This is a genomic window from Wolbachia endosymbiont of Culex quinquefasciatus Pel (assembly GCF_000073005.1).
In the GTDB taxonomy this organism is placed as follows: Bacteria; Pseudomonadota; Alphaproteobacteria; order Rickettsiales; family Anaplasmataceae; genus Wolbachia.
On sequence record NC_010981.1, the window covers coordinates 1,077,070 to 1,102,698 of the forward strand.

The 25,629-nt window shown below is 35.2% G+C and carries 20 protein-coding genes and 4 pseudogenes; 14 read left to right on the forward strand and 10 right to left on the reverse strand.

Annotation, left to right across the window (positions count from 1 at the left end):
* The first annotated feature begins 118 nt into the window (after positions 1-118).
* The 6 genes from WP_RS05040 to WP_RS05060 all read left to right on the forward strand — a co-directional run bounded on the left by WP_RS05040 (position 119) and on the right by WP_RS05060 (position 6,618).
* Positions 119-1,123 (forward strand): NAD(P)/FAD-dependent oxidoreductase, encoded by a 1,005-nt coding sequence (locus tag WP_RS05040; RefSeq protein ID WP_007302395.1) that lies wholly within the window; start codon positions 119-121, stop codon positions 1,121-1,123.
* A 388-nt stretch (positions 1,124-1,511) separates the two neighbouring features.
* A complete protein-coding gene (locus tag WP_RS07575) occupies positions 1,512-1,670 on the forward strand; it encodes a hypothetical protein (RefSeq protein ID WP_007302396.1) in 159 nt (52 codons plus the stop codon).
* Positions 1,671-1,735: 65 nt separating this feature from the next.
* On the forward strand, positions 1,736-2,608 hold the full coding sequence (locus tag WP_RS05045) for an IS982-like element ISWpi16 family transposase (protein ID WP_007301954.1): 873 nt from the start codon (positions 1,736-1,738) through the stop codon (positions 2,606-2,608).
* 151 nt (positions 2,609-2,759) lie between these two features.
* Complete coding sequence (gene terL, locus WP_RS05050) at positions 2,760-4,193, forward strand: phage terminase large subunit (protein ID WP_012481972.1); 1,434 nt, start codon at positions 2,760-2,762, stop codon at positions 4,191-4,193.
* 121 nt (positions 4,194-4,314) lie between these two features.
* Complete coding sequence (locus tag WP_RS05055; RefSeq protein ID WP_007302399.1) at positions 4,315-5,205, forward strand: ankyrin repeat domain-containing protein; 891 nt, start codon at positions 4,315-4,317, stop codon at positions 5,203-5,205.
* A gap of 171 nt (positions 5,206-5,376) precedes the next feature.
* Complete coding sequence (locus WP_RS05060; RefSeq protein WP_007302400.1) at positions 5,377-6,618, forward strand: IscS subfamily cysteine desulfurase; 1,242 nt, start codon at positions 5,377-5,379, stop codon at positions 6,616-6,618.
* A 48-nt stretch (positions 6,619-6,666) separates the two neighbouring features.
* Here WP_RS05060 and rodA read toward each other — a convergent pair whose 3' ends face one another.
* Together rodA and WP_RS05070 are read right to left on the reverse strand one after the other, a co-directional pair.
* A complete protein-coding gene (gene rodA, locus WP_RS05065; protein ID WP_007302401.1) occupies positions 6,667-7,770 on the reverse strand; it encodes a rod shape-determining protein RodA in 1,104 nt (367 codons plus the stop codon).
* 45 nt (positions 7,771-7,815) lie between these two features.
* The gene (locus tag WP_RS05070) at positions 7,816-9,264 is read right to left on the reverse strand and encodes a proton-conducting transporter transmembrane domain-containing protein (protein WP_007302402.1); all 1,449 of its coding nucleotides are present in this window, start codon (positions 9,262-9,264) and stop codon (positions 7,816-7,818) included.
* 64 nt (positions 9,265-9,328) lie between these two features.
* Between WP_RS05070 and WP_RS05075 the strand changes: the two genes are divergently transcribed.
* The 4 genes and pseudogenes from WP_RS05075 to WP_RS07200 all read left to right on the forward strand — a co-directional run bounded on the left by WP_RS05075 (position 9,329) and on the right by WP_RS07200 (position 12,153).
* Complete coding sequence (locus WP_RS05075; protein WP_007302403.1) at positions 9,329-9,634, forward strand: NADH-ubiquinone oxidoreductase subunit NDUFA12 family protein; 306 nt, start codon at positions 9,329-9,331, stop codon at positions 9,632-9,634.
* 2 nt (positions 9,635-9,636) lie between these two features.
* Positions 9,637-10,092 (forward strand): outer membrane lipid asymmetry maintenance protein MlaD, encoded by a 456-nt coding sequence (gene mlaD / locus WP_RS05080; RefSeq protein WP_007302404.1) that lies wholly within the window; start codon positions 9,637-9,639, stop codon positions 10,090-10,092.
* 244 nt (positions 10,093-10,336) lie between these two features.
* Positions 10,337-11,220: pseudogene (locus WP_RS07195) on the forward strand (IS256 family transposase); the annotation flags it as partial.
* Positions 11,221-11,296: 76 nt separating this feature from the next.
* Positions 11,297-12,153 (forward strand): annotated as a pseudogene (locus tag WP_RS07200) (IS630 family transposase).
* A gap of 77 nt (positions 12,154-12,230) precedes the next feature.
* On the opposite strand, the gene WP_RS05100 reads toward WP_RS07200, so the two are convergent.
* The 4 genes from WP_RS05100 to rpmF form a co-directional block, all read right to left on the reverse strand.
* Entirely contained in the window at positions 12,231-13,103 is an 873-nt protein-coding gene (locus tag WP_RS05100) for an IS982-like element ISWpi16 family transposase (protein WP_007301954.1), read from the reverse strand.
* A 93-nt stretch (positions 13,104-13,196) separates the two neighbouring features.
* On the reverse strand, positions 13,197-14,153 hold the full coding sequence (locus tag WP_RS05105) for a beta-ketoacyl-ACP synthase III (protein ID WP_012481973.1): 957 nt from the start codon (positions 14,151-14,153) through the stop codon (positions 13,197-13,199).
* Complete coding sequence (gene plsX / locus WP_RS05110) at positions 14,146-15,183, reverse strand: phosphate acyltransferase PlsX (RefSeq protein WP_007302406.1); 1,038 nt, start codon at positions 15,181-15,183, stop codon at positions 14,146-14,148. Before plsX ends, WP_RS05105 begins: the two co-directional genes overlap by 8 nt.
* A gap of 8 nt (positions 15,184-15,191) precedes the next feature.
* Positions 15,192-15,374, reverse strand: coding sequence for a 50S ribosomal protein L32 (rpmF, locus tag WP_RS05115; RefSeq protein WP_006014434.1), 183 nt, complete (start codon positions 15,372-15,374; stop codon positions 15,192-15,194).
* 231 nt (positions 15,375-15,605) lie between these two features.
* Between rpmF and WP_RS05120 the strand changes: the two genes are divergently transcribed.
* From WP_RS05120 to WP_RS05130, 3 genes and pseudogenes are all read left to right on the forward strand, one after another.
* Positions 15,606-16,388 carry an MlaE family ABC transporter permease gene (locus tag WP_RS05120; protein WP_012481974.1) on the forward strand — a complete coding sequence of 261 codons (783 nt, stop codon included), beginning with the start codon at positions 15,606-15,608 and terminating at the stop codon, positions 16,386-16,388.
* Positions 16,381-17,082 carry an ABC transporter ATP-binding protein gene (locus tag WP_RS05125; RefSeq protein WP_012481975.1) on the forward strand — a complete coding sequence of 234 codons (702 nt, stop codon included), beginning with the start codon at positions 16,381-16,383 and terminating at the stop codon, positions 17,080-17,082. Before WP_RS05120 ends, WP_RS05125 begins: the two co-directional genes overlap by 8 nt.
* A 171-nt stretch (positions 17,083-17,253) precedes the next feature.
* Positions 17,254-17,949: pseudogene (locus WP_RS05130) on the forward strand (IS982-like element ISWpi16 family transposase); the annotation flags it as partial.
* 2 nt (positions 17,950-17,951) lie between these two features.
* Here the strand turns inward: WP_RS05130 and WP_RS06975 are convergent.
* The gene (locus tag WP_RS06975) at positions 17,952-18,824 is read right to left on the reverse strand and encodes an IS982-like element ISWpi16 family transposase (protein WP_007301954.1); all 873 of its coding nucleotides are present in this window, start codon (positions 18,822-18,824) and stop codon (positions 17,952-17,954) included.
* A gap of 99 nt (positions 18,825-18,923) precedes the next feature.
* Here WP_RS06975 and WP_RS07205 point away from each other — a divergent pair.
* Positions 18,924-19,112 (forward strand): annotated as a pseudogene (locus tag WP_RS07205) (transposase); the annotation flags it as partial.
* Positions 19,113-19,333: 221 nt separating this feature from the next.
* Here the strand turns inward: WP_RS07205 and ffh are convergent.
* The 3 genes from ffh to WP_RS05145 all read right to left on the reverse strand — a co-directional run bounded on the left by ffh (position 19,334) and on the right by WP_RS05145 (position 25,593).
* Entirely contained in the window at positions 19,334-20,677 is a 1,344-nt protein-coding gene (gene ffh / locus WP_RS05135) for a signal recognition particle protein (RefSeq protein ID WP_007302411.1), read from the reverse strand.
* Positions 20,662-22,221, reverse strand: a complete 1,560-nt coding sequence (locus WP_RS05140; RefSeq protein ID WP_007302412.1) for a proton-conducting transporter transmembrane domain-containing protein — start codon at positions 22,219-22,221, stop codon at positions 20,662-20,664. The genes ffh and WP_RS05140 overlap by 16 nt, the downstream gene beginning before the upstream one ends.
* 303 nt (positions 22,222-22,524) lie before the next feature.
* Positions 22,525-25,593, reverse strand: a complete 3,069-nt coding sequence (locus WP_RS05145; protein WP_012481976.1) for a WPE palindromic element domain-containing protein — start codon at positions 25,591-25,593, stop codon at positions 22,525-22,527.
* Positions 25,594-25,629: the final 36 nt, after the last annotated feature.

Below are 25,629 nucleotides of genomic sequence, written 5' to 3' on the forward strand. Positions count from 1 at the left end.
GGTTCATAACGCTGGAAATCTTATCTAATCTAGCCACATCTTTTAAAAATACATCCCTTTGTAAATTGACCTTGTTAGCAAAGAAAGCTAATATCTATAAATAGATCACCATCTGAATATGGAAACCGATATAGTAATAATAGGTGCAGGGCCTATTGGAATATTCACTGCTTTTCAAGCGGGAATGCTTGATATGAGATGTCATGTAATAGATGTTTTGGATCAAGCAGGAGGACAATGCACAGCTCTTTACTCAGAAAAGCCAATATATGATATACCTGGTTATCCTGTAATTACTGCCCAAAAATTAATTGAGCAGTTAATGGAGCAAGCTTCACCGTTTGAGCCTGTTTACCATTTAAGTCAAAAAGTGGAAAAGATTTCAAATAACGAAGGTGAAAACTTTACTATCATAACGAACATAGGTACAGAGGTAAAATGCAAAGCCGTTATCATTGCTGCAGGTAACGGAATGTTTGAACCTAACCGTCCACCCTTAAGTGGTATATTAGAATATGAAAATAAATCTGTATTTTATAGTGTAAATAAAATTTCTGATTTTCAGGACAAAACTATAGTCATTGCAGGGGGGGGTGATTCTGCGGCTGATTGGACTGTAGAACTTTCTAAAGTTGCGAAGAAAATTTATGTGATACATAGGAGAAAGGAATTTCGCTGCACTCCTGAAACTAGAAATAAATTAGAATCACTTGAAAATGACGGAAAGATAGAACTGGTAGTGCCATATCAATTACACGAACTAGCAGGAGGTAATGGGCAGTTGAGAGCAGTGATAGTAAAAAACATTGCCTCTAAGGAAGAAAGAGAAATATCCGCTGATTTTTTGCTGCCATTTTTTGGATTATCAATGAATCTTGGTCCAATAAACAATTGGGGTATAGAGTTAGAACATGGCCGCATAATTGTCGACCCAGCTACACTTAGAACCAGTAGAGATAGAATATATGCAATCGGAGATATAGCTACTTATCCAGACAAACTAAAATTGATACTAAATGGTTTTGCTGAGAGCGCCATGGCTTGTTATCACATATACAAAGTAATTCACAATTCTCCAGTTAATTTTCAATATTCAACTTCAAAGGGAATTCATCGAAATTAAAGAGTAAAGAGATCCATGAACCTGCATGCAGTTATCTCAAGCATAAGGGAATACAAACGAAAAAGATTACTTTACAAATTTCCCCAACTCCCTTATCATATCAATAAGAGTATTTATCCTTGTTTTTAATCTCTGCAGATTTAACAACAAAATTCAGTAAAAAACTCAGGTATATATTGGCAGATTACATAAAATTATAGCGGCTGCATGTCTTTTTATTTTTTCTACATTCAGCCAAAATGCGCTTTAAATAAGCGTTAGCACATTATTACAATGCCAATTTACATTATTATAGGGTCAAAACTCGTTACACGGGGATTCTTTTGCCTTTTTTCTTCATTTGGTGAATTTCTTAATACTTGTAACTAAAGCTTCAGGCCAGCACTTGATGCTGGAATCCAGAAATCTTTTGAGCACAAAAGTTATGCTAGGTTTTGTTGGTAAGAAACCAGTGTCAGCTACTCGGATGACACCAAAGGGGCACTTGGATAGAGGCTACTTGAATAACACCATCATAAACCTCAGTTATGGATTAGAAAATAGATAAAAGTATAACTAAGAAGAGGGAAACAGGGTAAACTCGAGTATTTTAGTAATAATAAGAGGTTACCCATGAAGAAAGATATTACAGAACTGTACTGTTGCGTCGAGGATTTTTGTCGTGCGGTAGATGATAATTTTGCAAATAGGTTCTTATCAAACGGCAAAAAACCAACCAGAGTACCAGAAATAGCGCACTCAGAAATTCTAACCATAATCCTGTTATACCATAAATCACCATGTAAAAACTTCAAGGCTTTTTATCTTTGTTATCTTCAGTTATTCTATAGATCAGAGTTTTCAAAGCTGCCTTCATATCACAGATTTATTGCCTTAAAGCCGCGAGTTTTGTGGTATTTAGCATTACTTTTGCAATGGTTCTGTGAACAAGCGAAAATGACCGGCACTTCCTACATCGACACCTCTACGATTGCCGTTTGCCACAAAAAAAGGATCTCTAGGAATAAAGTTTTTAATCATCTAGCAGAAATTAGTAAGAGTACGTATGGTTGGTTTTTTGGCTTCAAGTTGCACTTAGTGATTAACGAAATTGGTGAAATTCAAGCACTTACCCTAACCAAAGGTAACGTTGATGACAGAAAACCTTTACCAACTCTCACTAAAAGACTGACCGGACTTTTGTTTGGAGATAAGGGCTATATAAAGAAAGAGCTTTTTGAGAAACTCTTCGATAGAGGCCTAAAGTTAGTCACTAAAGTAAAAAAAGGTATGAAAAACGCACTAATTTCACTTAAAGAGAAGATTTTATTAAGGAAAAGGTCGATTATTGAGACTGTTTTTGATTCCTTGAAAAACAAATTTGAGATTGAGCATACAAGACATAGATCGCCAACAAATTTCCTAATTCATGTTTTTTCTGTTCTGATTTCCTACTCCATGCAGTCCAAAAAGCCTTCTATTTCTATGCCTTTCTTTATCGGCTAATCCATAACTGAGGTCATAAGGTGAACCAGTGTCAAACACTGGAATGACAAGGAAAGGGCTACTTGGATGACAAGAAAAAGGACGCTGATATGACACCAAAGAGGCTGACACCACCATAAAGTAAATTCCACTAACACTATAGGAGACTAACATGAACTTTTTAAAATTTATCGAACTATGCTTTCAAACGGTGATGCCGGGATGTGAGTATAACAATTATCAGTATATAAAAATCATAGCAGACAGGCTTGAAGCAGCAAGTGTTGGTGAAGTGAAGCGAATAATATTCAATATGCCTCCGCGCTCGATGAAGTCTATGTGCGTGAGTGTTGCATGGCCCGCATGGATACTTGGTAATCAGCCAACCGCAAGAATAATAGTTGCAAGCTATTCTCAGCGGCTTAGCGAAAAGCATTCGCTTGACACCAGGTGCGTGATGCAGTCTAGTTGGTATAGAGTGCTATTTCCAGAGGTAGAACTATGCAAAGACCAGAACACTAAATATAAATTTCAAACAGTGCAGAGAGGATGTAGGATTGCAACATCTGTTGGTGGAACACTGACTGGTGAAGGTGGAGATTTTATCGTCGTGGATGATCCACTGAGTTCCTCTCAAGCTTTGAGCGAGACGTTTAGAAAACGTGCCACAAACTGGTTCGATCAGACTCTAATAACCAGGCTTAATGACAGGAAAAAAGGAGTTATCGTTGTTGTAATGCACAGACTACATCAAGAGGATTTGACTGGGCATCTTCTCTCCAAACCAAGAAATATATGGCATCATGTTTGTTTGCCAATGATTTCTGAAAATAAGGAAATTATCTATTCAATCAAAAGATCCATTCTCCCTTCTCCTGTTCCTATTATTCAAGTAACTACAAATGAGTGCAAAAGCTCAACAGGCGCTACATCTTCAAGGATTTTATACTTAAAAAAGGAAGGTCAGCTGCTATATCCCCTAGATGTAGGAGAAATTGAAATGATAAAGGCTGAACTTGGGAGTTACGCTTTTGCTGCTCAATATCAACAAAATCCTCTGCCGCTTTCAAGTGGTATAATTAAGCAAGAATGGTTGAAACGCTATAGAAATTTTCCTGACAATCTCTCACATATAACTCAGAGCTGGGATACTGCAGTTTCAACAAACGATTCTAGCGGCTTTAGTGTCTGCACCACCTGGACAAAGGTGAATAATAAGTTTTATTTACTCGATGTATACCGTGCGAAGCTTGAGTATCCAAAACTTAAAGAACAAGTTCTATCACTAGCTGCAAGGTGGAAGCCACACGCAATTTTAATCGAAGCAAAAACAAGCGGTCAACAATTGATTCAAGAGCTAAAGACAATACCTGTTATTGAGATAGTGCCGCATAACAGTAAAATCGCTCGATTCCACCAGATTGTTCCGATAATAGAATCCGGCAAGGTTTTTCTGCCGCATCAAGCAATATGGCTCAGCGATTTTGAGTATGAAATTTTAATGTTCCCAGAAACCCGCCACGACGATCAAGTAGACAGCACTGTGCAATACCTTCAGTGGATGAGAGATAGTAGCTTCAGGGTTGCAGCTATACGAACATTGTGATTCAAGAGGCAATAATTTGCTACCCACAATTTCGATTATAAGCTCATTTAAAATAAATATTGATTTCTTATTTTAATTATTTAAAAATTAAAATAAATTATTTAAGATTAGGGTAAAAATTATGACAATAAATTATCAGCAGTGGCGGGAAATATTAAGTACGGTTAATAGTGATAATAAATTAGATAAAAGGAACGTAATTGAAAAAGTAAAAGAAGAGCTAAAGGCAAGCAATGAAGAGGTATTTAAACAGTGGGAAGAGAGTAATTTTTATGTAAATTATAAATTTGAAGTTGGAGATAATGAATTCATATTATTACATTTAACTGCTAAGTTAGGCTATACGAGCTTGACAAAGGCTTTAATAGTAACAAAAGGGATAGATGTTAATATAAAAGATAAAAATAAAAAGACACCTTTACATTTAGCTGCTGAAAATGGTTATAAAGAGGTAGTAGATGCTCTGTTGGAAAAAGATGAAATCAGGATTAATGAACAAGAAGATAAGGAGGGATGGACTCCTTTACATTTAGCTCTTATAATTGGCCATGCAGACGTGGTATACTCTCTCGTAAGAAACGGTGCGGATGTTAATATAAAAGATGACTATAGAGTGACACCTTCATCTTTGGCTATTCAAAGAGATTATGTATTTACTCCGCCAAAAAAACGTGAAGGCTCCTATGTTAATGTGAAAAATCATGCTAGAACTGCTTCTAGGAATTTAGCTAAAGAGGAAAAACAACGCACATCAGCAATTGCGAAAGGTTTTTTTGCCGGTAGTGCAACTGCATTATCAGGTGTTTTAATAGCGAAAGCACTTTCTGCAACTGGAATAGTTACAGCTGAGTCAAAACCCTCTACACCAATAGCAGTGGTTGCAGTTATAGCAACAGGACTAGCAGTTGGTGGTGCTACATATATGATGTTAAAGCCCAGTACTAAAGTTGATGGAGTAGCAGTCTTAATGGATGGGCGTCAAGAAGCTGCTAGCACTAGTAGGGTTACCTAGCACGTATTCGACCTAGCTGCATAAACTACTGATCATAGAAAATGACATTACAGGGACACTGGAATAACGTAGGAGAGAGCGCTGACAACTTTCGTTTAGGCAAGATTATATCTTGAAAAAATTAAGCTTTAGTGCTACTAAATATTGTAACTTCTATGCTGAAACCTGACTATGAATATGGAAAAAATACGCAATGCTAAAATAAAATTACCAATATTTCTCGATTATCAATCTACTACTAAAGTAGATCCTCGTGTTTTGGAGGTGATGATACCTTATTTTGGTGAGTTTAGTAATGCACACTCTCGTAGTCATTCATTTGGTTGGACAGCTGAGGAAGCAGTAGAAAAAGCAAGGAAGCACATTGCTGATTTAGTGAATGCAGACAGCAAAGAAATCGTCTTTACCTCGGGTGCAACCGAATCAAATAACATGGCTATCAAAGGTGTTGCTCATTTTTATAAGAATAAGGGAAATCATATAATAACTGTCTGCACGGAGCATAAGTGCGTTTTAGATTCTTGTCGACATCTGGAAAATGAAGGCTTTAAAGTTACATATTTGTCCGTTAAGCAAAACGGAATTATAGATTTGTTGAAACTTGAGGAGGCAATCACTGATAAAACAATTCTGATTTCAGTGATGATGGCAAATAATGAGATCGGAGTAATGCAACCTGTCAAAGAAATTGGTGCAATGTGTAGAAAGCATAATATATTTTTTCATACAGACGCTGCTCAAAGCTTTGGAAAAGTTCCAATAGACGTAAATGAAATGAACATTGATCTTATGAGCCTTTCTAGCCATAAAATTTATGGACCTATGGGAATAGGTGCATTATATGTCCGTAGAAAAAATCCTCGTGTTAGGTTGACGCCACTAATTAGTGGTGGTGGACAGGAGAGAGGCATGCGCTCTGGAACAGTTCCTACTCCCCTTGCAGTTGGTTTTGGTGAAGCGGCACGTATCGCTAAAGAAGAAATGGAAATAGAAGCAAGCAAATTAGAAGAGTTGAGAGATATTTTGTACAACAAAATAAAAGAGGCATTTCCTGATGTTGTTTTAAATGGTGACTACGAAAATAGGATTCCAGGTAACCTTAACTTAAGTTTTCCTTATGTTGAGGGTGAGTCTCTTATCATGGCAATCAAGGATTTAGCAGTAAGCTCTGGTTCTGCATGCACATCTGCATCTCTTGAACCTTCTTATGTCATAAGATCACTAAACAATGGCCACGATCTTGAGCATTCATCAATTAGATTTGGCCTTGGCCGATTTACAACTAAAGATGAAGTTCTATATGCAGCAGATCTTGTTACTAAAAATGTTGGACGGCTAAGAGAAATGAGCCCACTTTTGGAAATGGTACAAGAGGGAATAGATTTAAGCACCGTAAAATGGGATTCTCATTGAAGAATAAGACGTTAACCATTAGCAGAGTGATGGTTGTCTAAGCTCTTTCTATGGGTGAAATCGGAAACTTAGCTTTAAGTTCTTTGTAGATGCCACGGAACTAAGTAGCAATCCTATACATATTAAGCTCGCAGCAGTTGTGCTTCCGCCATAGGATAGAAATGGAAGTGGGTCACCTATTATAGGTAAAAGGCCTATTGTCATTCCAATGTTTATAAAGAAATGAGCACCAAAAAAGGCGAAAACCCCGATAGATATTAACTTAGAAAAATAATTTTTTGACCTGTAAGCGATAGAGAATATTATAGCGAGGAATGTGGTATAGAGTAAAATCAAAGTTATGCTGCCTAAAAAACCCCATTCCTCACTCAGTACCGCAAAAGCAAAATCTGTGCGTTTCTCTGGCAAAAATCCAAGTTGAGTTTGACTCCCATTAACAAATCCCTTACCAAATAAACCTCCTGAACCAATAGCTATTTGAGATTGCTGTGCATTATAACCTATTCCAAGTGGATCTACTGATGAATCCAAAAATGATAATATCCTTTGCTTGTGATAAGGGCGCAAAAAAGGCCAAATAGCTGGTATTGCGAAAATGCCAAGCGCTCCAAAAATTATTAAATGAGGTCTTTCCATTATTGCTGTGAATATAATTGATGCTCCTATAAACAATATTATTACAGCTGTTCCTAAATTAGGTTGCTTCAATACAAGGAATACAGGTAAGAAAATAATTATAAGTGGCTTAAATAAACTTTGAAATTTCATCATTTTATACACACTTTGTTTATTAAAATAACGAGCAAGTGCAAGTATTAAGCCCACTTTTACAAATTCTGATGGTTGTAAACTAATTGACCCAATTCTTATCCATCTCGTTGCACCCATTATATGCGAGCCAAAAAAATTTACTGCTAACAGCGCAATTACTGCTGCTATGTAAAAAAAATAAGCGTGCTTCAAATAAAAATCTAGCTCTATAAATGACATAGCTATAGCAAGCAAAAAGAAGAAAGAGAATATGACCAATTGGTGAATTGCAAATGGAGCCCACTTTCCTCCAGCAGAAGAATATTGCACAACAATGCCAACGCAAAACAGAGCTATTACGTTAATGACTAATAATAAGTGAATCTTCTTCAGCTTATCCACAGCAAAAACTTTACAGACTTTGAGATACAATAAAACATAAGAAAATCAAAAAGCAAATTTATTAATTACCAACCGAATTGGACTACTATATATCCCAGTTATTACCGTTAAAATTGCCATAAATAATAGACAAAAGAGCATAAGCAATGGTACCTCATTAAGTGTCATTCCAGCGTTTGATGCTGTACTGTTTTCAAAATATATTTTCTCAACCATTCTCCACATATATATTAGTGCAAGAAAAGAGCCAGCAGCAAAAACTGCAAGGGAAATCCATGCATGAGATTCGATAATTGCTTTCATCATATACCACTTACTTACAAAGCCATTTGTCAAAGGTACACCGATTAATGCGAAACTAAGTAGAGTAAATGCAAGTGTTGTATAGGGCATTGACTTTTTTAGTCCTGATAAATTTTCTATTTTTGTCATACCAAACTTATAAGAAATACACCCTGCAGTCATGAATAAAGACGTTTTTATCATGCTATGATTTACTATGTGAAGAACTACTGAAAACAAACCTGCTTTTGAATTTAAACCCAGCATTAAAATTATATAGCCAATCTGACTGATACTGGAGTGAGCAAACAGTCTTTTTATATCTTTTTCGATCATTGCAGATATTGATCCAAATACAACAGCACAAAGCGCAAGGATGATCATCACGTTGCTTAGTGGTAAGAAAAAATTTTGCTGAAAAACAGTGTAAAAGATTCTAATAAAAACATATATCATCACTTTGGTTACTGTACCTGAAAAAAATATGCTAATGAAGCTAGGTGCTTCACTATATGCGTTAACCAGCCATCTGCTGAGTGGAAACAGTGCCATTTTGATTGAGAGACCAACAAAAATGAATAATGTACCAAGTCTTATGATGTTATTATCGTATAATGGTACTATTCTTTCAGCCATGTCAGACATGTTGAGCGTTCCGGTCATAGAGTATAAAAGGCCGATGCCAAACAAGTAAAATGTTGCTCCTACAGTACCACTAATGAGGTATTCAAATGCTGCAACTAAAGCTTTCTTATCCCTTCCCATTGAAACTAAAACATAAGAAGAAAGAGATGAAATTTCTAAAAAGACATAAAGGTTGAATATATCGTTTGTTACTAAAATTCCAAGTAATCCACTCAAGCACAGTAAAAATAGAGAATAAAAACCAATGATTTTGTTTTTGCTAATCTCTTTTTCATTAATATGAAAGCTATAAAGCACACTAATCAGCGCTATAAAATTCACCAAAGTTAGAATCAAGGAGTTCAATATGTCGATTCTCAACTCTATTCCGTATGGAGGAGCCCAATCTCCAAGATAATAAGTTATAATTTCACCATTGTATGTTTTCACTAGCAACATTAATGAAATAAAGAAAGTAGCTGCCGTTGTAAAAAAAGAGATAAACCAGGACACCTTATGTTTCCTGGTAAGAAAGCAGAACATCGATGCAATTATTGGTATAATAACTTGTAGAATTGGTAATTGCATTAAACTGTTGTTAATACATCGTTAAAGTATTAGTATATATAATACTTTTTGTTTTAATACCTTTATGTTATCTAAAATTTATAATGCAGTAACAAACTTATTAAGGAGAAAAGGTAAACTTATAGGTAGGGATGAAAACGTAAATTCTTACTATGAGTCAAGTAAAGGGAAAAGATGGGTAATATATGGTAATGTTTCTGAGCCCACAACAATTCCTCCAGAATGGCATATATGGCTGCATTATACTAATAATGAAGTACCAGTTAATAATAACAAAAGAAAAACTCCTAATTTAACAGGTACGAAAGGTGCATACTACCCAAATCAAAAGGTGAAAAACTACTATGAAAGCTGGAATCCTAATAATTAAAGATGCGAAGGTCAAATATACTTGAAATAATTGCTGGATCATTTGTATTAATTTTCACTATTTTTCTTGTCTTCTTCGCTATTAATAAGCTATCTTACATAAAGAGAAATTATAAGGATTGCTATAAAATACATGGCCTTTTTACTGATGCTAACGGTGTAGGGGTTGGTGATAGTGTCAAGATCTCTGGTGTAGAAATCGGAAGCATAACTGGTGTATCACTTGACAAAGCTACCTACATAGCACGAATCGATATGTGCATAAGCAGAGACATAAAGTTGCCAATTGATAGCTCAGCTCTAATCGCTAGTAGTGGAGTTGTTGGTAGTAAATTTGTTAATATATTACCTGGTGCAGATCCTAAATTAATTTCACACGGTGGTAAAATAGCGCATACTCAAGCTGAAGCAAATATGGGTGGAATAGTGGATAAAATTATTGGCATGTTTACAAAGTGAGAATAAGAACACATAAGCCAACTTGGCCTATGTACAATTAAGGGATTTTTCTATCAATAGCTTGAAGTTGTTCAGCGTTTGAATTATCAAGATTTCTGCTAGGTTTTACATTCCTAATAATCTCAACAAATGCTTGTACTTTCAGTATAGGAGTGTTTTTTTTACGTACTTAGGGAAGTGTTAAATAAACTGTATCAAACCGAGAAGTAATAATAAAATAGAAACAAAAAATGGAGGTTTGACAATGAGTCAAGCAAACAGAACTACCGGTTTGGTAGACTATAAAGAATTAGAAACAAATATCTTATCGTCTATACGAGAAGGAAGACCATTGACGGAAAGAGATGGTGCATTAACACCGTTTGTAAAAAGGCTACTGGAATCGAGTCTGGAAGGTGAAATAAAAAATCACTTGTCGGCTAAAAGCGAAGAAAATAACCGAAGAAATTGAAGAAATTCAAAGACTTTACGGACAAGTGTAGGTTCATTTGAGTTATTGACACCAAGGGATAGGGAAGGAAGCTTTGAGCCACAAGTAATCAGAAAAAGGCAAACAACCGAACTTGAAGCAAAGGTTTTAAGTATATGCCAGTGGCATGGTATATAGAGATATAGCGTCGCATGTAGAAAAGATATAAAATATCTGTAGCAGAGATATCAAGTATTACTGATAAATTATTGCCTGTAATCAATGAGTGGCGTAGTCGTCCACTGCAATCAGTGTATCCAATAGTGTTTATGTTTTTTAAGGTCAAAGAAGACAGGCATTGCGTAAGTAAATACATGTAGAATATATTAGCAGAATGAAAGGAAAGAAGTTTTAGGTTTTTATATAGCAGAAAGTGAGGGAGCTAACTTTTGGCTAGGGATGTTAAATGACTTAAAAGAGAAAGGAGTAGAAGATATCCTGATTGTATGTGTAGATGGGCTAAAAGCTTTCCTACAGCAATAAACAGTGTATTTCCTAAAGCAGAAATACAACTATGTATTGTACATCAGATAAGAAATTCACTGAAATATGCATCGAGCAAAGATGTGAAAATTTTCATGAATGATTTGAAAAAAATATACCGTGCTGCAAGTAGAGAAACTGCCGAAAATTATTTGCTTGAGCTAGAGGAAAAATGGTGAGAAAAATATATAGCTCTTCTCATAATAGTGGAAACAGGATAAAATAGAGACTTAGGGTAATAAGAAGGTAAAAGTGCCAGTAGCATACAGTTATGACTTAGGGAAAAAAGCCATGAAGGAGAGAGTAAAACAGCAGTAGCAAAGAGGTTCAAAATCGGTAGAGTGACATTGTACAAATGGGAGAAAAGGCGGAAAGAAACAGGAATCGAAGAAACTGGGAAATAGAGGCTATAATCATAAAATCACCGATTGGAATGCGTTTGTAGAATTTATAAAAAAGCACGGCGGTAAAACACAATCAGAGGTGGCCAAACTCTGGGGCAATATAAGTCGTCAAACGATTCATAGAGCTCTAAAAAAATTTGGATTTACACGCAAAAAAAGATTTATGGATATGAAGAAAGAAACGAAGAAAAACGAGCTGAATTTCTGAAAGTCATATCGGCAGAATCCCCTAAAAATTTGGTATATATTGATGAATCTGGTATAGACAATACAGAAGATTACCCATACGGATATTGCAGAAAGGGAGAGAGGTTTCATGCACTAAAATCAGGCAAGAAAACTCAGAGAGTTAGCATGATTGCATCTTTAAATAAGGGAAAAATCGTTGCACCTATGACGTTTGAAGGCTATTGTGATACAGAGGTTTTTAATGGCTGGTTCGAGCAATTTCTGGCACCAACTTTATAGCCTGGACAAACAGTGATTTTAGATAATGCAACTTTTCATAAGTCTAAAAAGATTGTCGAATTTGCCAAAAGGGTTGGTGCAGACATTCTGTATCTGCCTCCATATTCTCCAGATTTCAATAAAATTGAGCATCATTGGTTTGCTATAAAAAACAGAGCCAGGAAAAACATTCCTCTTTTTAAATCTTTTCGTCAAGCTGTCGATTCTGCTTTTCTTCATTTGTTTCCACTATTATGAGAACAGCTATACTTTAGTTTTGGGAAAATCTGTCTAGTTATTTTAAATATTCCGGCCCTGTAAACCTCAGTTATGGATTAGCCGATAAAGAAAGGCATAGAAATAGAAGGCTTTTTGGACTGCATGGAGTAGGAAATCAGAACAGAAAAAACATGAATTAGGAAATTTGTTGGCGATCTATGTCTTGTATGCTCAATCTCAAATTTGTTTTTCAAGGAATCAAAAACAGTCTCAATAATCGACCTTTTCCTTAATAAAATCTTCTCTTTAAGTGAAATTAGTGCGTTTTTCATACCTTTTTTTACTTTAGTGACTAACTTTAGGCCTCTATCGAAGAGTTTCTCAAAAAGCTCTTTCTTTATATAGCCCTTATCTCCAAACAAAAGTCCGGTCAGTCTTTTAGTGAGAGTTGGTAAAGGTTTTCTGTCATCAACGTTACCTTTGGTTAGGGTAAGTGCTTGAATTTCACCAATTTCGTTAATCACTAAGTGCAACTTGAAGCCAAAAAACCAACCATACGTACTCTTACTAATTTCTGCTAGATGATTAAAAACTTTATTCCTAGAGATCCTTTTTTTGTGGCAAACGGCAATCGTAGAGGTGTCGATGTAGGAAGTGCCGGTCATTTTCGCTTGTTCACAGAACCATTGCAAAAGTAATGCTAAATACCACAAAACTCGCGGCTTTAAGGCAATAAATCTGTGATATGAAGGCAGCTTTGAAAACTCTGATCTATAGAATAACTGAAGATAACAAAGATAAAAAGCCTTGAAGTTTTTACATGGTGATTTATGGTATAACAGGATTATGGTTAGAATTTCTGAGTGCGCTATTTCTGGTACTCTGGTTGGTTTTTTGCCGTTTGATAAGAACCTATTTGCAAAATTATCATCTACCGCACGACAAAAATCCTCGACGCAACAGTACAGTTCTGTAATATCTTTCTTCATGGGTAACCTCTTATTATTACTAAAATACTCGAGTTTACCCTGTTTCCCTCTTCTTAGTTATACTTTTATCTATTTTCTAATCCATAACTGAGGTTAATAGCGCAGTAACACAGAACCCCAGGTCAGGCCTGCACCTATTGAAATCAGCAGTACCAGATTTCCTGATTTTATTTTTGATTCTTGTATTGCATAGTCTAAGGCCAGTGGAATTGATGCTGCTGAGGTGTTTGCATGCTTATCAACGGTATTAATCACTTTCTCTATAGGAAAATCTAATTTCTTTACTACTGCTTCAATAATACGAATGTTTGCTTGATGGGGAATTAACCAGTCAATATCAATGATTTTCAAATTATTGCATTTCAGAGTTTCCTCTACTGAGGCTGTTAACTTATCCACTGCATGTTTAAACACTTCTCTTCCATTCATAAGTATCTTTCCAGAATCACGAGTAGAGGATACCCCTCCGTTCGTACATAGTATGTCCACATTGCCATCAGAGTGTAAGTTTGTTGATATGATGCCGCTGCTACCCATTTCTGATTTTATTATCACTGCACCAGCACTATCACCAAAGAGTACACAAGTTGACCTATCTTCCCAGTCAACAATCCTAGACATTATTTCAGCACCAATAACGAGCGCATATTTTATTCTATTGTGAGATTTTATGAGCGAATCAGCAACTGTAACTGCATATATAAAACCAGAGCATGCTGCTTGTACATCAAAAGAAAATGCATTTTTACATTTTAACTTACTTTGTACAATCGTTGCACAGCTAGGCAAAGTTTTGTCAGGTGTTGTTGTTGCAACTATGATCAAACCAATTTCATCTATTGAAATTTTCGCTTTTTCTATAGCATTTTTTGCTGCATTAACAGCTAAATCTGACGTTAGTTCTCCTTCATCTGCTATATGTCTTTGAACTATTCCTGTTCTTTGCCGTATCCATTCATCGTTTGTTTCAACTATCAATGCAATTTCGTTATTACTCAAAATTTTTTTTGGTAGGTAAGAACCAGTGCTCAATATGAAACTTTTACTCAATATGACTTACCCCGTTAATTATCTTCTGGTTCAAATTTTCACTGATTGCATTTACTGCAAATTTTATAGCGTGAGCAAAAGAAATAGCATCAGAATTTCCGTGGCTCTTTATAATGATACCATTTAGCCCTAAAAACATAGCTCCACTTCTAATTTTAGGATTAAAACGCTCTAATGCTTTATTTAGCTTGGGTTTTAACAATATGCCGACAAGCATTTTTGTCATCCATGAATTAAATACTTCCTGTTTTATTAGACTGATAAAAGTACCAGCAGTTGCCTCAGCTGTCTTGAGCATTACATTACCAACAAAACCATCAGCAACAATTACGTCTATATTACCATCTAAAAATTCACTTGCCTCTATATATCCTTTGAAGTTAATACTTGGAGCATTTTTGAGTAACTCAAAAGCTCCTCTTACTGAGTCAGTACCTTTCACTTCCTCTGTACCAATGTTTAGCAAAGCGACTTCAGGATTTTCAACTTTTAATGCTATTTTTGCAAATATACTCCCCATTAATGCAAATTGAAATAATGAGTCAGTATTACAGTCAACATTTGCACCAAGATCAAGCAATGCAAAGCTTTTTGTCTTAGTTGGACAGACAGATGCAATAGCAGGACGATAGATATTGGGTAATGTTCCTAAAATAAATCTGGAGACAGCCATCAATGCTCCAGTGTTGCCTGAAGACACCATCCCAAAAGCTTTACCTTTTTTCACTGCTTCAACAGCTGCCTTCATACTTGAATCTTTGCGATGTCTAAGTGCAAAAGAGGGTTTATCATTTGGAAGAACATTATCAGAGCAATGGGTAAATTCGGAGTTATCGCTTACTTTTTTGTATTTTGAAAGCAAAGGAGATATTTCTTTCTGATCTCCATAAATATGAAAAAAAACTTCAACACCTGGGTCAACAAGATTATCCAAGAAAAAACTAGCACCTTGAATTACGGAAAGAGGTGCAAAATCCCCTCCCATAGCATCAAGTGCGATAACTATGTTGTTGTTGACCGTGGGTAACATATCATGAGTTACTCCGCCTTTTGTTTAATGAAAACACGTTTTCCTTTGTAACTATTGTCAACTGCTATGTTGTGAGGCAACATGAATTCTCCAGTTGTTGCACATACTACAATATTCTTAGGCTTAATAGCATGATGAGAACGATGCATATTACGCCTTGACTTTGACTTTTTTCTCTTCGGAACTGCCAAAACTTACTCCAATTCAATTATATAACACAATTTATTAGTAGCATGTTTTTTACAAGGAGTAAATAGCAAAATAAATAAGGTTTTCTTATACAATTCAGTCTTATAAACTTAAACTCAAGCATTTTGATCAAAGTATATTGAACTTAAGACATATCTTGACTATACTCTGGCGAAGTTAATAAAAATTTTAATAAAATCAGTAAAACTAATTTTAGCTAAGATAAATGTAAAGTGAGTTCCTTTAATATAGACAGCGTTAGAATAATCGGTAGATGCTTTATGAACTTTCTGTTGAGGATTGGTAACGCATTTGTATTTTTTATTCAATCTCTATACCACTGCTTTATTCCTCCATATTATTTTAGCAATGTGGCAAGACAAATTATAGAGATAGGCTTTTTCTCTTTGCCAATTGTTGGGCTCACTGGAGTTTTTATAGGAGCAGTGATAGTTTTACAGAGTAGCTTAAGTGGTATATTGATTAATCAAGAACAAGTAGTACCTAAACTTGTTACGATCACTATCATTAAAGAGTTAGGGCCAGTTTTGATCAGCTTAATAATGGTAGGAAAGGTTGGGTCCTCAATTGCAGCAGAAATTGGCACGATGCGCATCACTGAACAAATAGATGCACTTACAACTTTGGACATCAATCCTTTCAAATATTTAATTGTACCAAGAATTCTAGCGTCAGTTATAGTATTTCCAATACTTACAGTATGTGCAGATCTAATAGGAATATTTGGAGGGTATGTCACCGCAGTCTTTGAATTTAACCACAATTTAAATATATACATAAAATATACAGCTCAATTCTTTAATATGTACGATTTTATTGTTGGGCTAATGAAAGCGACTGCTTTTGGAGCCATAATTTCTGTTTCAAGTTGTTATTACGGTTACCATTGTAGGGAAGGTGCACGAGGAGTAGGTATTGCAACAACATCAACTGTTGTTATATCCTCTATATTGATAATTTTAGCAAATTACTTAATTACTTTAATACATGCATAGCCCCATAATATCAATATTGAATATAAGCTTATCCTTTGATGATAGAACGATATTAAACAACATAACTTTCAATATATCGAAAGGAGAATCATTAGTCATACTTGGCGGCTCAGGAAGTGGTAAATCTGTATTAACAAAAATAATTATTGGATTACTGACACCAGACTCAGGGTCTATTAAAATAAATAGTAAAAGCAAAAATAAATTTGGAGTCTTATTTCAAAATTCCGCTTTGTTTGACTACGTTACAGTGTGGGAAAATATATCTTTTAATTATAAAAAACGCTTTAATATCAGCATAAAGGAGGCAAAACGCCTAGCAATTGAGAAGTTAAATGATGTTGGGCTGGAAGAAAACATAGCAGAAATGTTTCCAGTAGAACTATCAGGTGGAATGAAGAAAAGAGTGGCACTTGCAAGAGCAATTGCACACAACCCAGAAATTATTGTATTGGATGAGCCAACTTCAGGATTAGACCCAATCATGTCAGATGTAGTAAACGAGATAATAATAAAATTATCTCAAGATCTTCGTCCTACAATTATCACGATTACACATGATATTCATAGTGCATTTAAAATAGCTGACAAAATAGCAGTATTATATGAAGGGGAGATCATTTCTCACGGAACTGTTCAGGAAATACAAAATACTAACAACGAATATATAAAAAAGTTCATTTATTGTATATAGCTACAGGTTTACAAACGATATTATGGATGCTGTAACTAGCCTAACTTGAGATATCGATAACCTTCGGTCTGTTACTAACCTCAGTTATGGATTAGAAAATAGATAAAAGTATAACTAAGAAGAGGGAAACAGGGTAAACTCGAGTATTTTAGTAATAATAAGAGGTTACCCATGAAGAAAGATATTACAGAACTGTACTGTTGCGTCGAGGATTTTTGTCGTGCGGTAGATGATAATTTTGCAAATAGGTTCTTATCAAACGGCAAAAAACCAACCAGAGTACCAGAAATAGCGCACTCAGAAATTCTAACCATAATCCTGTTATACCATAAATCACCATGTAAAAACTTCAAGGCTTTTTATCTTTGTTATCTTCAGTTATTCTATAGATCAGAGTTTTCAAAGCTGCCTTCATATCACAGATTTATTGCCTTAAAGCCGCGAGTTTTGTGGTATTTAGCATTACTTTTGCAATGGTTCTGTGAACAAGCGAAAATGACCGGCACTTCCTACATCGACACCTCTACGATTGCCGTTTGCCACAAAAAAAGGATCTCTAGGAATAAAGTTTTTAATCATCTAGCAGAAATTAGTAAGAGTACGTATGGTTGGTTTTTTGGCTTCAAGTTGCACTTAGTGATTAACGAAATTGGTGAAATTCAAGCACTTACCCTAACCAAAGGTAACGTTGATGACAGAAAACCTTTACCAACTCTCACTAAAAGACTGACCGGACTTTTGTTTGGAGATAAGGGCTATATAAAGAAAGAGCTTTTTGAGAAACTCTTCGATAGAGGCCTAAAGTTAGTCACTAAAGTAAAAAAAGGTATGAAAAACGCACTAATTTCACTTAAAACCTCAGTTATGGATTAGCCGATAAAGAAAGGCATAGAAATAGAAGGCTTTTTGGACTGCATGGAGTAGGAAATCAGAACAGAAAAAACATGAATTAGGAAATTTGTTGGCGATCTATGTCTTGTATGCTCAATCTCAAATTTGTTTTTCAAGGAATCAAAAACAGTCTCAATAATCGACCTTTTCCTTAATAAAATCTTCTCTTTAAGTGAAATTAGTGCGTTTTTCATACCTTTTTTTACTTTAGTGACTAACTTTAGGCCTCTATCGAAGAGTTTCTCAAAAAGCTCTTTCTTTATATAGCCCTTATCTCCAAACAAAAGTCCGGTCAGTCTTTTAGTGAGAGTTGGTAAAGGTTTTCTGTCATCAACGTTACCTTTGGTTAGGGTAAGTGCTTGAATTTCACCAATTTCGTTAATCACTAAGTGCAACTTGAAGCCAAAAAACCAACCATACGTACTCTTACTAATTTCTGCTAGATGATTAAAAACTTTATTCCTAGAGATCCTTTTTTTGTGGCAAACGGCAATCGTAGAGGTGTCGATGTAGGAAGTGCCGGTCATTTTCGCTTGTTCACAGAACCATTGCAAAAGTAATGCTAAATACCACAAAACTCGCGGCTTTAAGGCAATAAATCTGTGATATGAAGGCAGCTTTGAAAACTCTGATCTATAGAATAACTGAAGATAACAAAGATAAAAAGCCTTGAAGTTTTTACATGGTGATTTATGGTATAACAGGATTATGGTTAGAATTTCTGAGTGCGCTATTTCTGGTACTCTGGTTGGTTTTTTGCCGTTTGATAAGAACCTATTTGCAAAATTATCATCTACCGCACGACAAAAATCCTCGACGCAACAGTACAGTTCTGTAATATCTTTCTTCATGGGTAACCTCTTATTATTACTAAAATACTCGAGTTTACCCTGTTTCCCTCTTCTTAGTTATACTTTTATCTATTTTCTAATCCATAACTGAGGTTTAAAGAGAAGATTTTATTAAGGAAAAGGTCGATTATTGAGACTGTTTTTGATTCCTTGAAAAACAAATTTGAGATTGAGCATACAAGACATAGATCGCCAACAAATTTCCTAATTCATGTTTTTTCTGTTCTGATTTCCTACTCCATGCAGTCCAAAAAGCCTTCTATTTCTATGCCTTTCTTTATCGGCTAATCCATAACTGAGGTTACTAGTGTAGTGCTACGGTGGTATAGTGTGTTAGCTATAAAACAGCGCATTAAATATAGATAAAGTAACTTGTATCAATTTTGATTATCATGCCAATTCCAACTGAAGAAATTTATTGAATTTATTACTTCACGCTAAAATAATATACTTTACTATTCAACAGCAATTACAACTGATGATTTTATTTCATTCCACTACCTGCTGACTTACTTTCTGCTTAGCATATCCATCAAATCAGATTCTTTGAGTTTACTATGGTCAATTTTACTGAACTTATTCACCATAGAGCTCATTTGATTATACTGCTTAATTAGAAGATTAACGTCAGTTACACTTGTTCCGGACCCCTTAGAAATTCTAAGTCTTCTTTTGCCATTTAAAATATCTGGATTTTGCCTTTCTTTTTCGGTCATTGAGTTTATGATGGCTATATATTTTTTCACTTTATTGTCATCGGGCACACTGCTACTTAGCTTTTTTGTGAATGAACTAGGAATGAATTTCATTATGTTGCTAATGCCATCCATTTTACTCAGAGTCTTTAACATTCCCACTAGGTCGTTTAGGTCGAATTTACCCTTTTTTACTTTCTTTTGTAACTTATCAATTTCTTCCTGACCAACAATCTCAGCAGCTTTTTCAACCAATGATACAACATCACCCATGCTAAGTATCCTTTTTGCAATTCTATCGGGATAAAAATCATCGAGATCACTTAATTTTTCACCACAAGCAATAAATTTAATTGGACAATCGGTGATCATTTTCATAGAAAGAGCAGCACCACCACGTGCATCACCATCAACACGGGTGAGAATAATGCCGGTTACACCTATTATCTCATTGAATGATTTGGCAATATTGACCGAATCCTGGCCTATCATTGCGTCGGCTACTAAAATAACTTCTGCAGGTGAAGCTATTTCCTTTACGGCTTTCAACTCATTCATCATATTATTATCAATATGAAGCCTGCCTGCGGTGTCTAGTATTAATACATCATAATTTTCGTTCTTTGCTGCTGCCAGTGCCCTTTTTGTAATTGTAACGGGCTTCTCGTCTATTACTACAGGTAAAGTTTGCACATCTATTTGTTTACCTAGCACTTCAAGTTGTTTTTGGGCAGCCGGTCTATAAATGTCTAAAGAAGCGAGCATCACTTTTTTCTTTTGTTTTTTTAACTTTAAAGCAAGCTTCCCTGAGGTGGTTGTTTTACCCGCACCTTGTAGGCCCACCATCATAATCACAGCAGGGGGTTTAGCTGCTAGGTTTAAGTCGCTTTTCTCTGATCCGAGAACTGCAACTAAATTATCCTGCACAATTTTGATTATCATTTGCGATGGAGAAACGCTTTTTATGACTTTTTCCCCAATCACTTTATCTTTAATGTCATTGATGAATTTTTTCGCAACTTCAAGTGAAACGTCAGCTTCAATTAAAGCTATACGTATTTCACGCATGGCAAGGTTAAAATCATCTTCAGAAATGATTGACTTTCCTCTCAGTTTACTAAATACAGAATTTAAACTTTCGGTTAACGATTTAAACATAATAGCGCTAGTAGAATACTCATTAAAAAGAGAGAAGAAGCTGAAACAAAACTCACTGAGTTATAACTCAGCACTTCTTTAAGTTTAGTAATATTATTAAAGTATAAACTAGCAAGTGAATTAGTCAAGTTTTGCAGTACGGTGGCAGACATTTCTCTCACTTTAAAGACCAGTTGATTGAACAGCAAGACAGTATAAGGTATGAAAGCTCTAAAAATCCAATCAACATCCATTTTAAAATTTATTCTTGGCAAAAATAACTTGCGTAAAGGAATAAACAATAAAGTGGTACATAGTAATAAATAAAACTGAGACCAAATGTTTTGTGTATTGTACACCAGATCAAAAATTGAAGGTTTATTGTAAATAGGTAAGTAAGGGTTGCCAGCGATTACGCATATAAATGCTAAAATAATCATAGTCATTTTGCCTCCCTTATCTGCTAAAGGTTTCGACTTACTTTTTGCAATAAATATGTAGTAAAGAAACTTGAGCCCCACGCTTAAATAAAGCAGTAAATTTAGAGTCTTGTATAAGTTTTTATACACTTCTAAATTAGCACTACTTGCTTCAATCTCGGCTGTAATGTATGATTTACTAATAAATCCAGCGGTTCCAGGAAATGCAGCCATTGTAAGTATTGCAATTATAGCACACATGCCTTCCACTGACATCAGTTTACCTACTCCATTAAAACTAATTGTTCTTGTTCGTGAAATAATCGAATTACTGACCACAAACAATAATGATTGATAAACAAGAGAGAAGATTATATGCAGTATCAAAATTGGTATTGCTTTTTCCGAAGGACTGAGCAAACTTCCTGCAATAATCAGCAAGCCCATTTGTCCTACAACGTTATAGCATAAAAATCTGCGAATATTTTGCTCAAGAGAAGCAAATATAATACTGTAAATTGCAGTGATGGCGCCTACAAGCGCTAATATTTCAGTACAATCTTGCCATAGGTTATAAGTGTGTAAAAGCATCACTAAAAAAGAGACTTTAGTGGTAAATAAAGAGAGATATGTGGTGCCATGTAGCGATGCAGCAGGATATGCATCAACAACCCAAAATGAAAAAGGAAAACAAGCGCAGTTTATCAACAAACCCCAAATTATCAGGTTAGTGCTTTGAAGTGCCAATCCTGCTATTAATATAACTCCAACGAAAAAGTGTACACAAGCGTACCTTATTGCAGGTCCACTATCTCTACAGCCAGCTGCGATAGTAAAAAATGCACTGACGGTCATTAATTCACAGAATATTATAACCAATATCATCTGCTTGGATAAAATTGCACAGAGTGAACAGGTAGTGTAAGCAGCAAAAGATAGCATCTCTGAAAAAGTCAAATTTTGTGTTGGTAGAACAGCTAAAAATGCAACTGATAAAAAAGATATTAGTACGATACGAAAAGATAAATCAAAATTTAGAACTGGATGAGAGCAATTCAGTGTAGTACCTAAATTTTCAGGTAATATTAGGACTATCACTATTAATGTAGTCAACAGAAATAGCAATAAAAATTTATAAAGTTGCACAATGATGTAAAACAGTATGGTTTATGCTACCTCAACATACAAATAAAATCAATTTGCATATTAACCACTAGTTAAGCTAATTACCATATAATTATATCAGGGTTTAGAAGGTTATAGAGAAACCGGTCAGATTAGGTTTTTAATCTAATCTGACCGATAGCTTTAATAGTGAGGTAAGCTTTAATATAGCACTCCTAATTCACAGTGCTACACTCGTGCATAATTTATTTTTAATTTGTGCACGAGCGTTAGTAAATTATTTACTTTTTGAAATAAAATTTGGCATCACTTTAATATCCAGACTTAGTAAACCTCAGTAGGGCTGCCAGTTGGACCCATAAGAATTACTTGTTCACCTTCTTTAAAACATTTACATAAATTAGTGGAACCGCCAGTTTCAAGCACAATAGTGGAAATAATTCCTTTTTTTTTGTCTACTTCAGTGCCGGTTACAGCTATACCTTCCATAGCAAGGGTTGTATTATTGACTTTTCTGCTATTGATTGCAAAATTTTGCAACCTAAAGAATTGTCCGGGTTTAAAATTTTTTGCCGCAAGTGGTGCTTTGATCACTATTTCCACAACTTTGTCAGTTAAATATTGAATTTTTATAATCTTTGCGGTGAATTGCTCTTTGATTCTATTAAAAAATTTTTCGTTAGCCAGGTGTTCTGATATTATTCCAGCGCGTGACGCTTTAGTGTACAAATGCTGCAATTTGTAGGTAATTCGCATAGTAGGTGGTGTTATGCAAGTAGCTGACACTGGAATCCAGTTCTGACTATACAACCATCTGATGTACTCATTCAAAATTAAGTTTTCTGGATCCCAGTGTCTGGGCACTGGAATGACATCTTTTTTGGTGAAAGTTACTCTTACATTACAACATTCATACAAGTGTGCATATGACTCCGAGATTCTAGCTGGAGTGGGAGAAATGAAGCTAACTCTATTCAAAAGCTGAGAAATGATAGGGTAGCCGTTCTTAGCACTTGCCATAGCTTTCACGACGCTGCCGCTATACGAAGGGTGAAGATCACCAAAAAAGCTAATTGTTTTATTGTCTTGCTTATATACCAATATCCTGTCTTTATCCTGCATCTTAGGAGAAAATACTGGATCTATTTCTTTTCCTAATGAGTTTAAATGAATAAAATATCCATTACTTAGTTGAAAATGCTTTTTATCTTCTGTTGCAATAGCCGTGTTTGGTTCAGTGCCTGCTGCTATGAGAATAGAGCGTGCTTTGATACATTTAATTTCGTGGGATTTTGTATCAATCAGTTTTATCAACTCAGCATGATTATATTTGTCTGTAACAATTTCAATAGGCTCTAAGTTTTCAATGAAGTAGATTCCTTCTGACAATGCATTTTGCACCTCTTCGCTATTTAATCGATAGCTCGGTGAATCTTTTAGCTCTTTTCTGTATATAATTTTCACTCCCCCGAAGCTCTTAGTTAGTTCCAATATTTTTGCTTCTCTATTCTCTTTTTTTGCTAACTCTTGCTCTGCTTGGATCAATTTTGCGTGCGATATAAGCTCATTTGCAATTTCATATTCTTCTTCCGTCCAATCTTTTTCAACATATTTCTTTCCATACTTATCAACTAATATCTCATAACGAAGAAGAAATTTTTCTACTTGAATTGGATAATATGCTAAAGCTTCAGTGGCAGTATCAATTGCAGTGAGTCCTGCACCTATGACAACTATCGGCATGCGAACTTGCAGATTTGCTATGGAGTCGAACTTAAGAGCACCGGTAAGTTGTAATGACATCAGAAAATCAGATGCCATGCGCACTCCGCGAGCCAGCATATTCTTTATTTTGATCATTCGTGGCTTGCCAGAGCCAAGTGCTAGTGCGATGTGATCAAAACCCAAGTTGAAGGCATCATCAACATTAATCGTGCCATCAAAACGAATGCCTCCATAAAGTGCGAAATTCTCACGCCTTTCCAGTAGTAATCTAATAATCTTTAAGTAATTTTTATCCCATCGGGAAGTAATGCCATATTCTGCCACCCCACCAAACCCATCTGCCATGCGTTCACTCAATTTTTCGTGTTTGAAATCTTTAATTAGCTGAAAATTATCGATCAAAGGTTCAATCTTTAGTCCATCAATGGCGATAACGTTATGCCCATCGTTTAATAAATGATGAGCTAAATTAAAACCCGCAGGACCAAGTCCTACAACTAGAACGTTTTTTCCAGTATTTTCTTTTGGCAATGGACGCTGAAAATTTAAAGGATTCCAACGGCTAAGCAGAGAATATATTTCAAATCCGTACGGCAAATTGAGTACGTCGTCCAAAATCCTTGTTTCAACCACTGGCACATTTACAGGCTCTTGTTTCTGATATATGCATGAGTTTATGCAATCATTGCATATTCTATTCCCAGTAGCTGCACATAATGGGTTATCTATCATCACAATTGCAAGACTTGCTATGCTATATCCTTCGCTTTTTACCAAATTCATTTCTGATATTTTCTGCTCTAGTGGGCAGCCGTGCAGCTCAACTCTAAGTGGAGACTTTTTGAAAGTGTTGTCATCATTGATTAGCCCCTTTGAGCAGCTGTCCTTACTTTGCTTATGACAAAATATGCAGTAGTGAGCATTATCTAGTGCTTTATTCAAACTCACCTTTTTGCTTGTTAGATCAAAACCATATCTTCTTTTCACCTCATTTGAATACAGAACCTCAACCTCGTCTACTTCTTTTTTCAAGAATGATACGAGATTTTCGTAATCAATTTTCTTATGTATGCTAAATAGTATACTCTGTTTATTTTTTACTCTCCAAACTGCATATTGAGCCGCAAGTTCTATTTCTTCTTTGTGATCCTCTTTATTTTCAAGCCAACTCATTACCTGCTCAGAAAAGTTTTTTTCTGTTGTCGGTAAAGTAATGAAACTATTTAATTTGTTAGTGACATAATCAATATTTGCTACATCAGTGTATTTCTTCAATGCATAACGCTGAACAAATAATCTTTTGCATCTGTATATTACAGCAAAGTCATTGTGTTTTTCCTTTAACTCTTCTACTTCTTTTTCAATATTGAAAAATTTTGCAATAAATTCATCAAGTAAATGTGAGAGATCCATTATTAACTGGCTATTACAACCATCTTTCATCCAAGCTGGAATCCATCCTTCTTGTTTTCTGGATTCCAGTGTCAAGCACTGGGATGAACACTGGGATGACATCGAAGAAGAAGCTGCTTTTTCTCTTGCTTCAACTAATGAATAAAACAAGCTTTCATCGCACGATTTTATGTAATCCAAAAACGCCTTATCTAACTTTATTAATTCATTACGAGTGTATAAGTTTGAAAATGAGACTTTGAAATTCAGTTGCATCTTTATACTATACAGTGTACATACTGTTTCTTATAG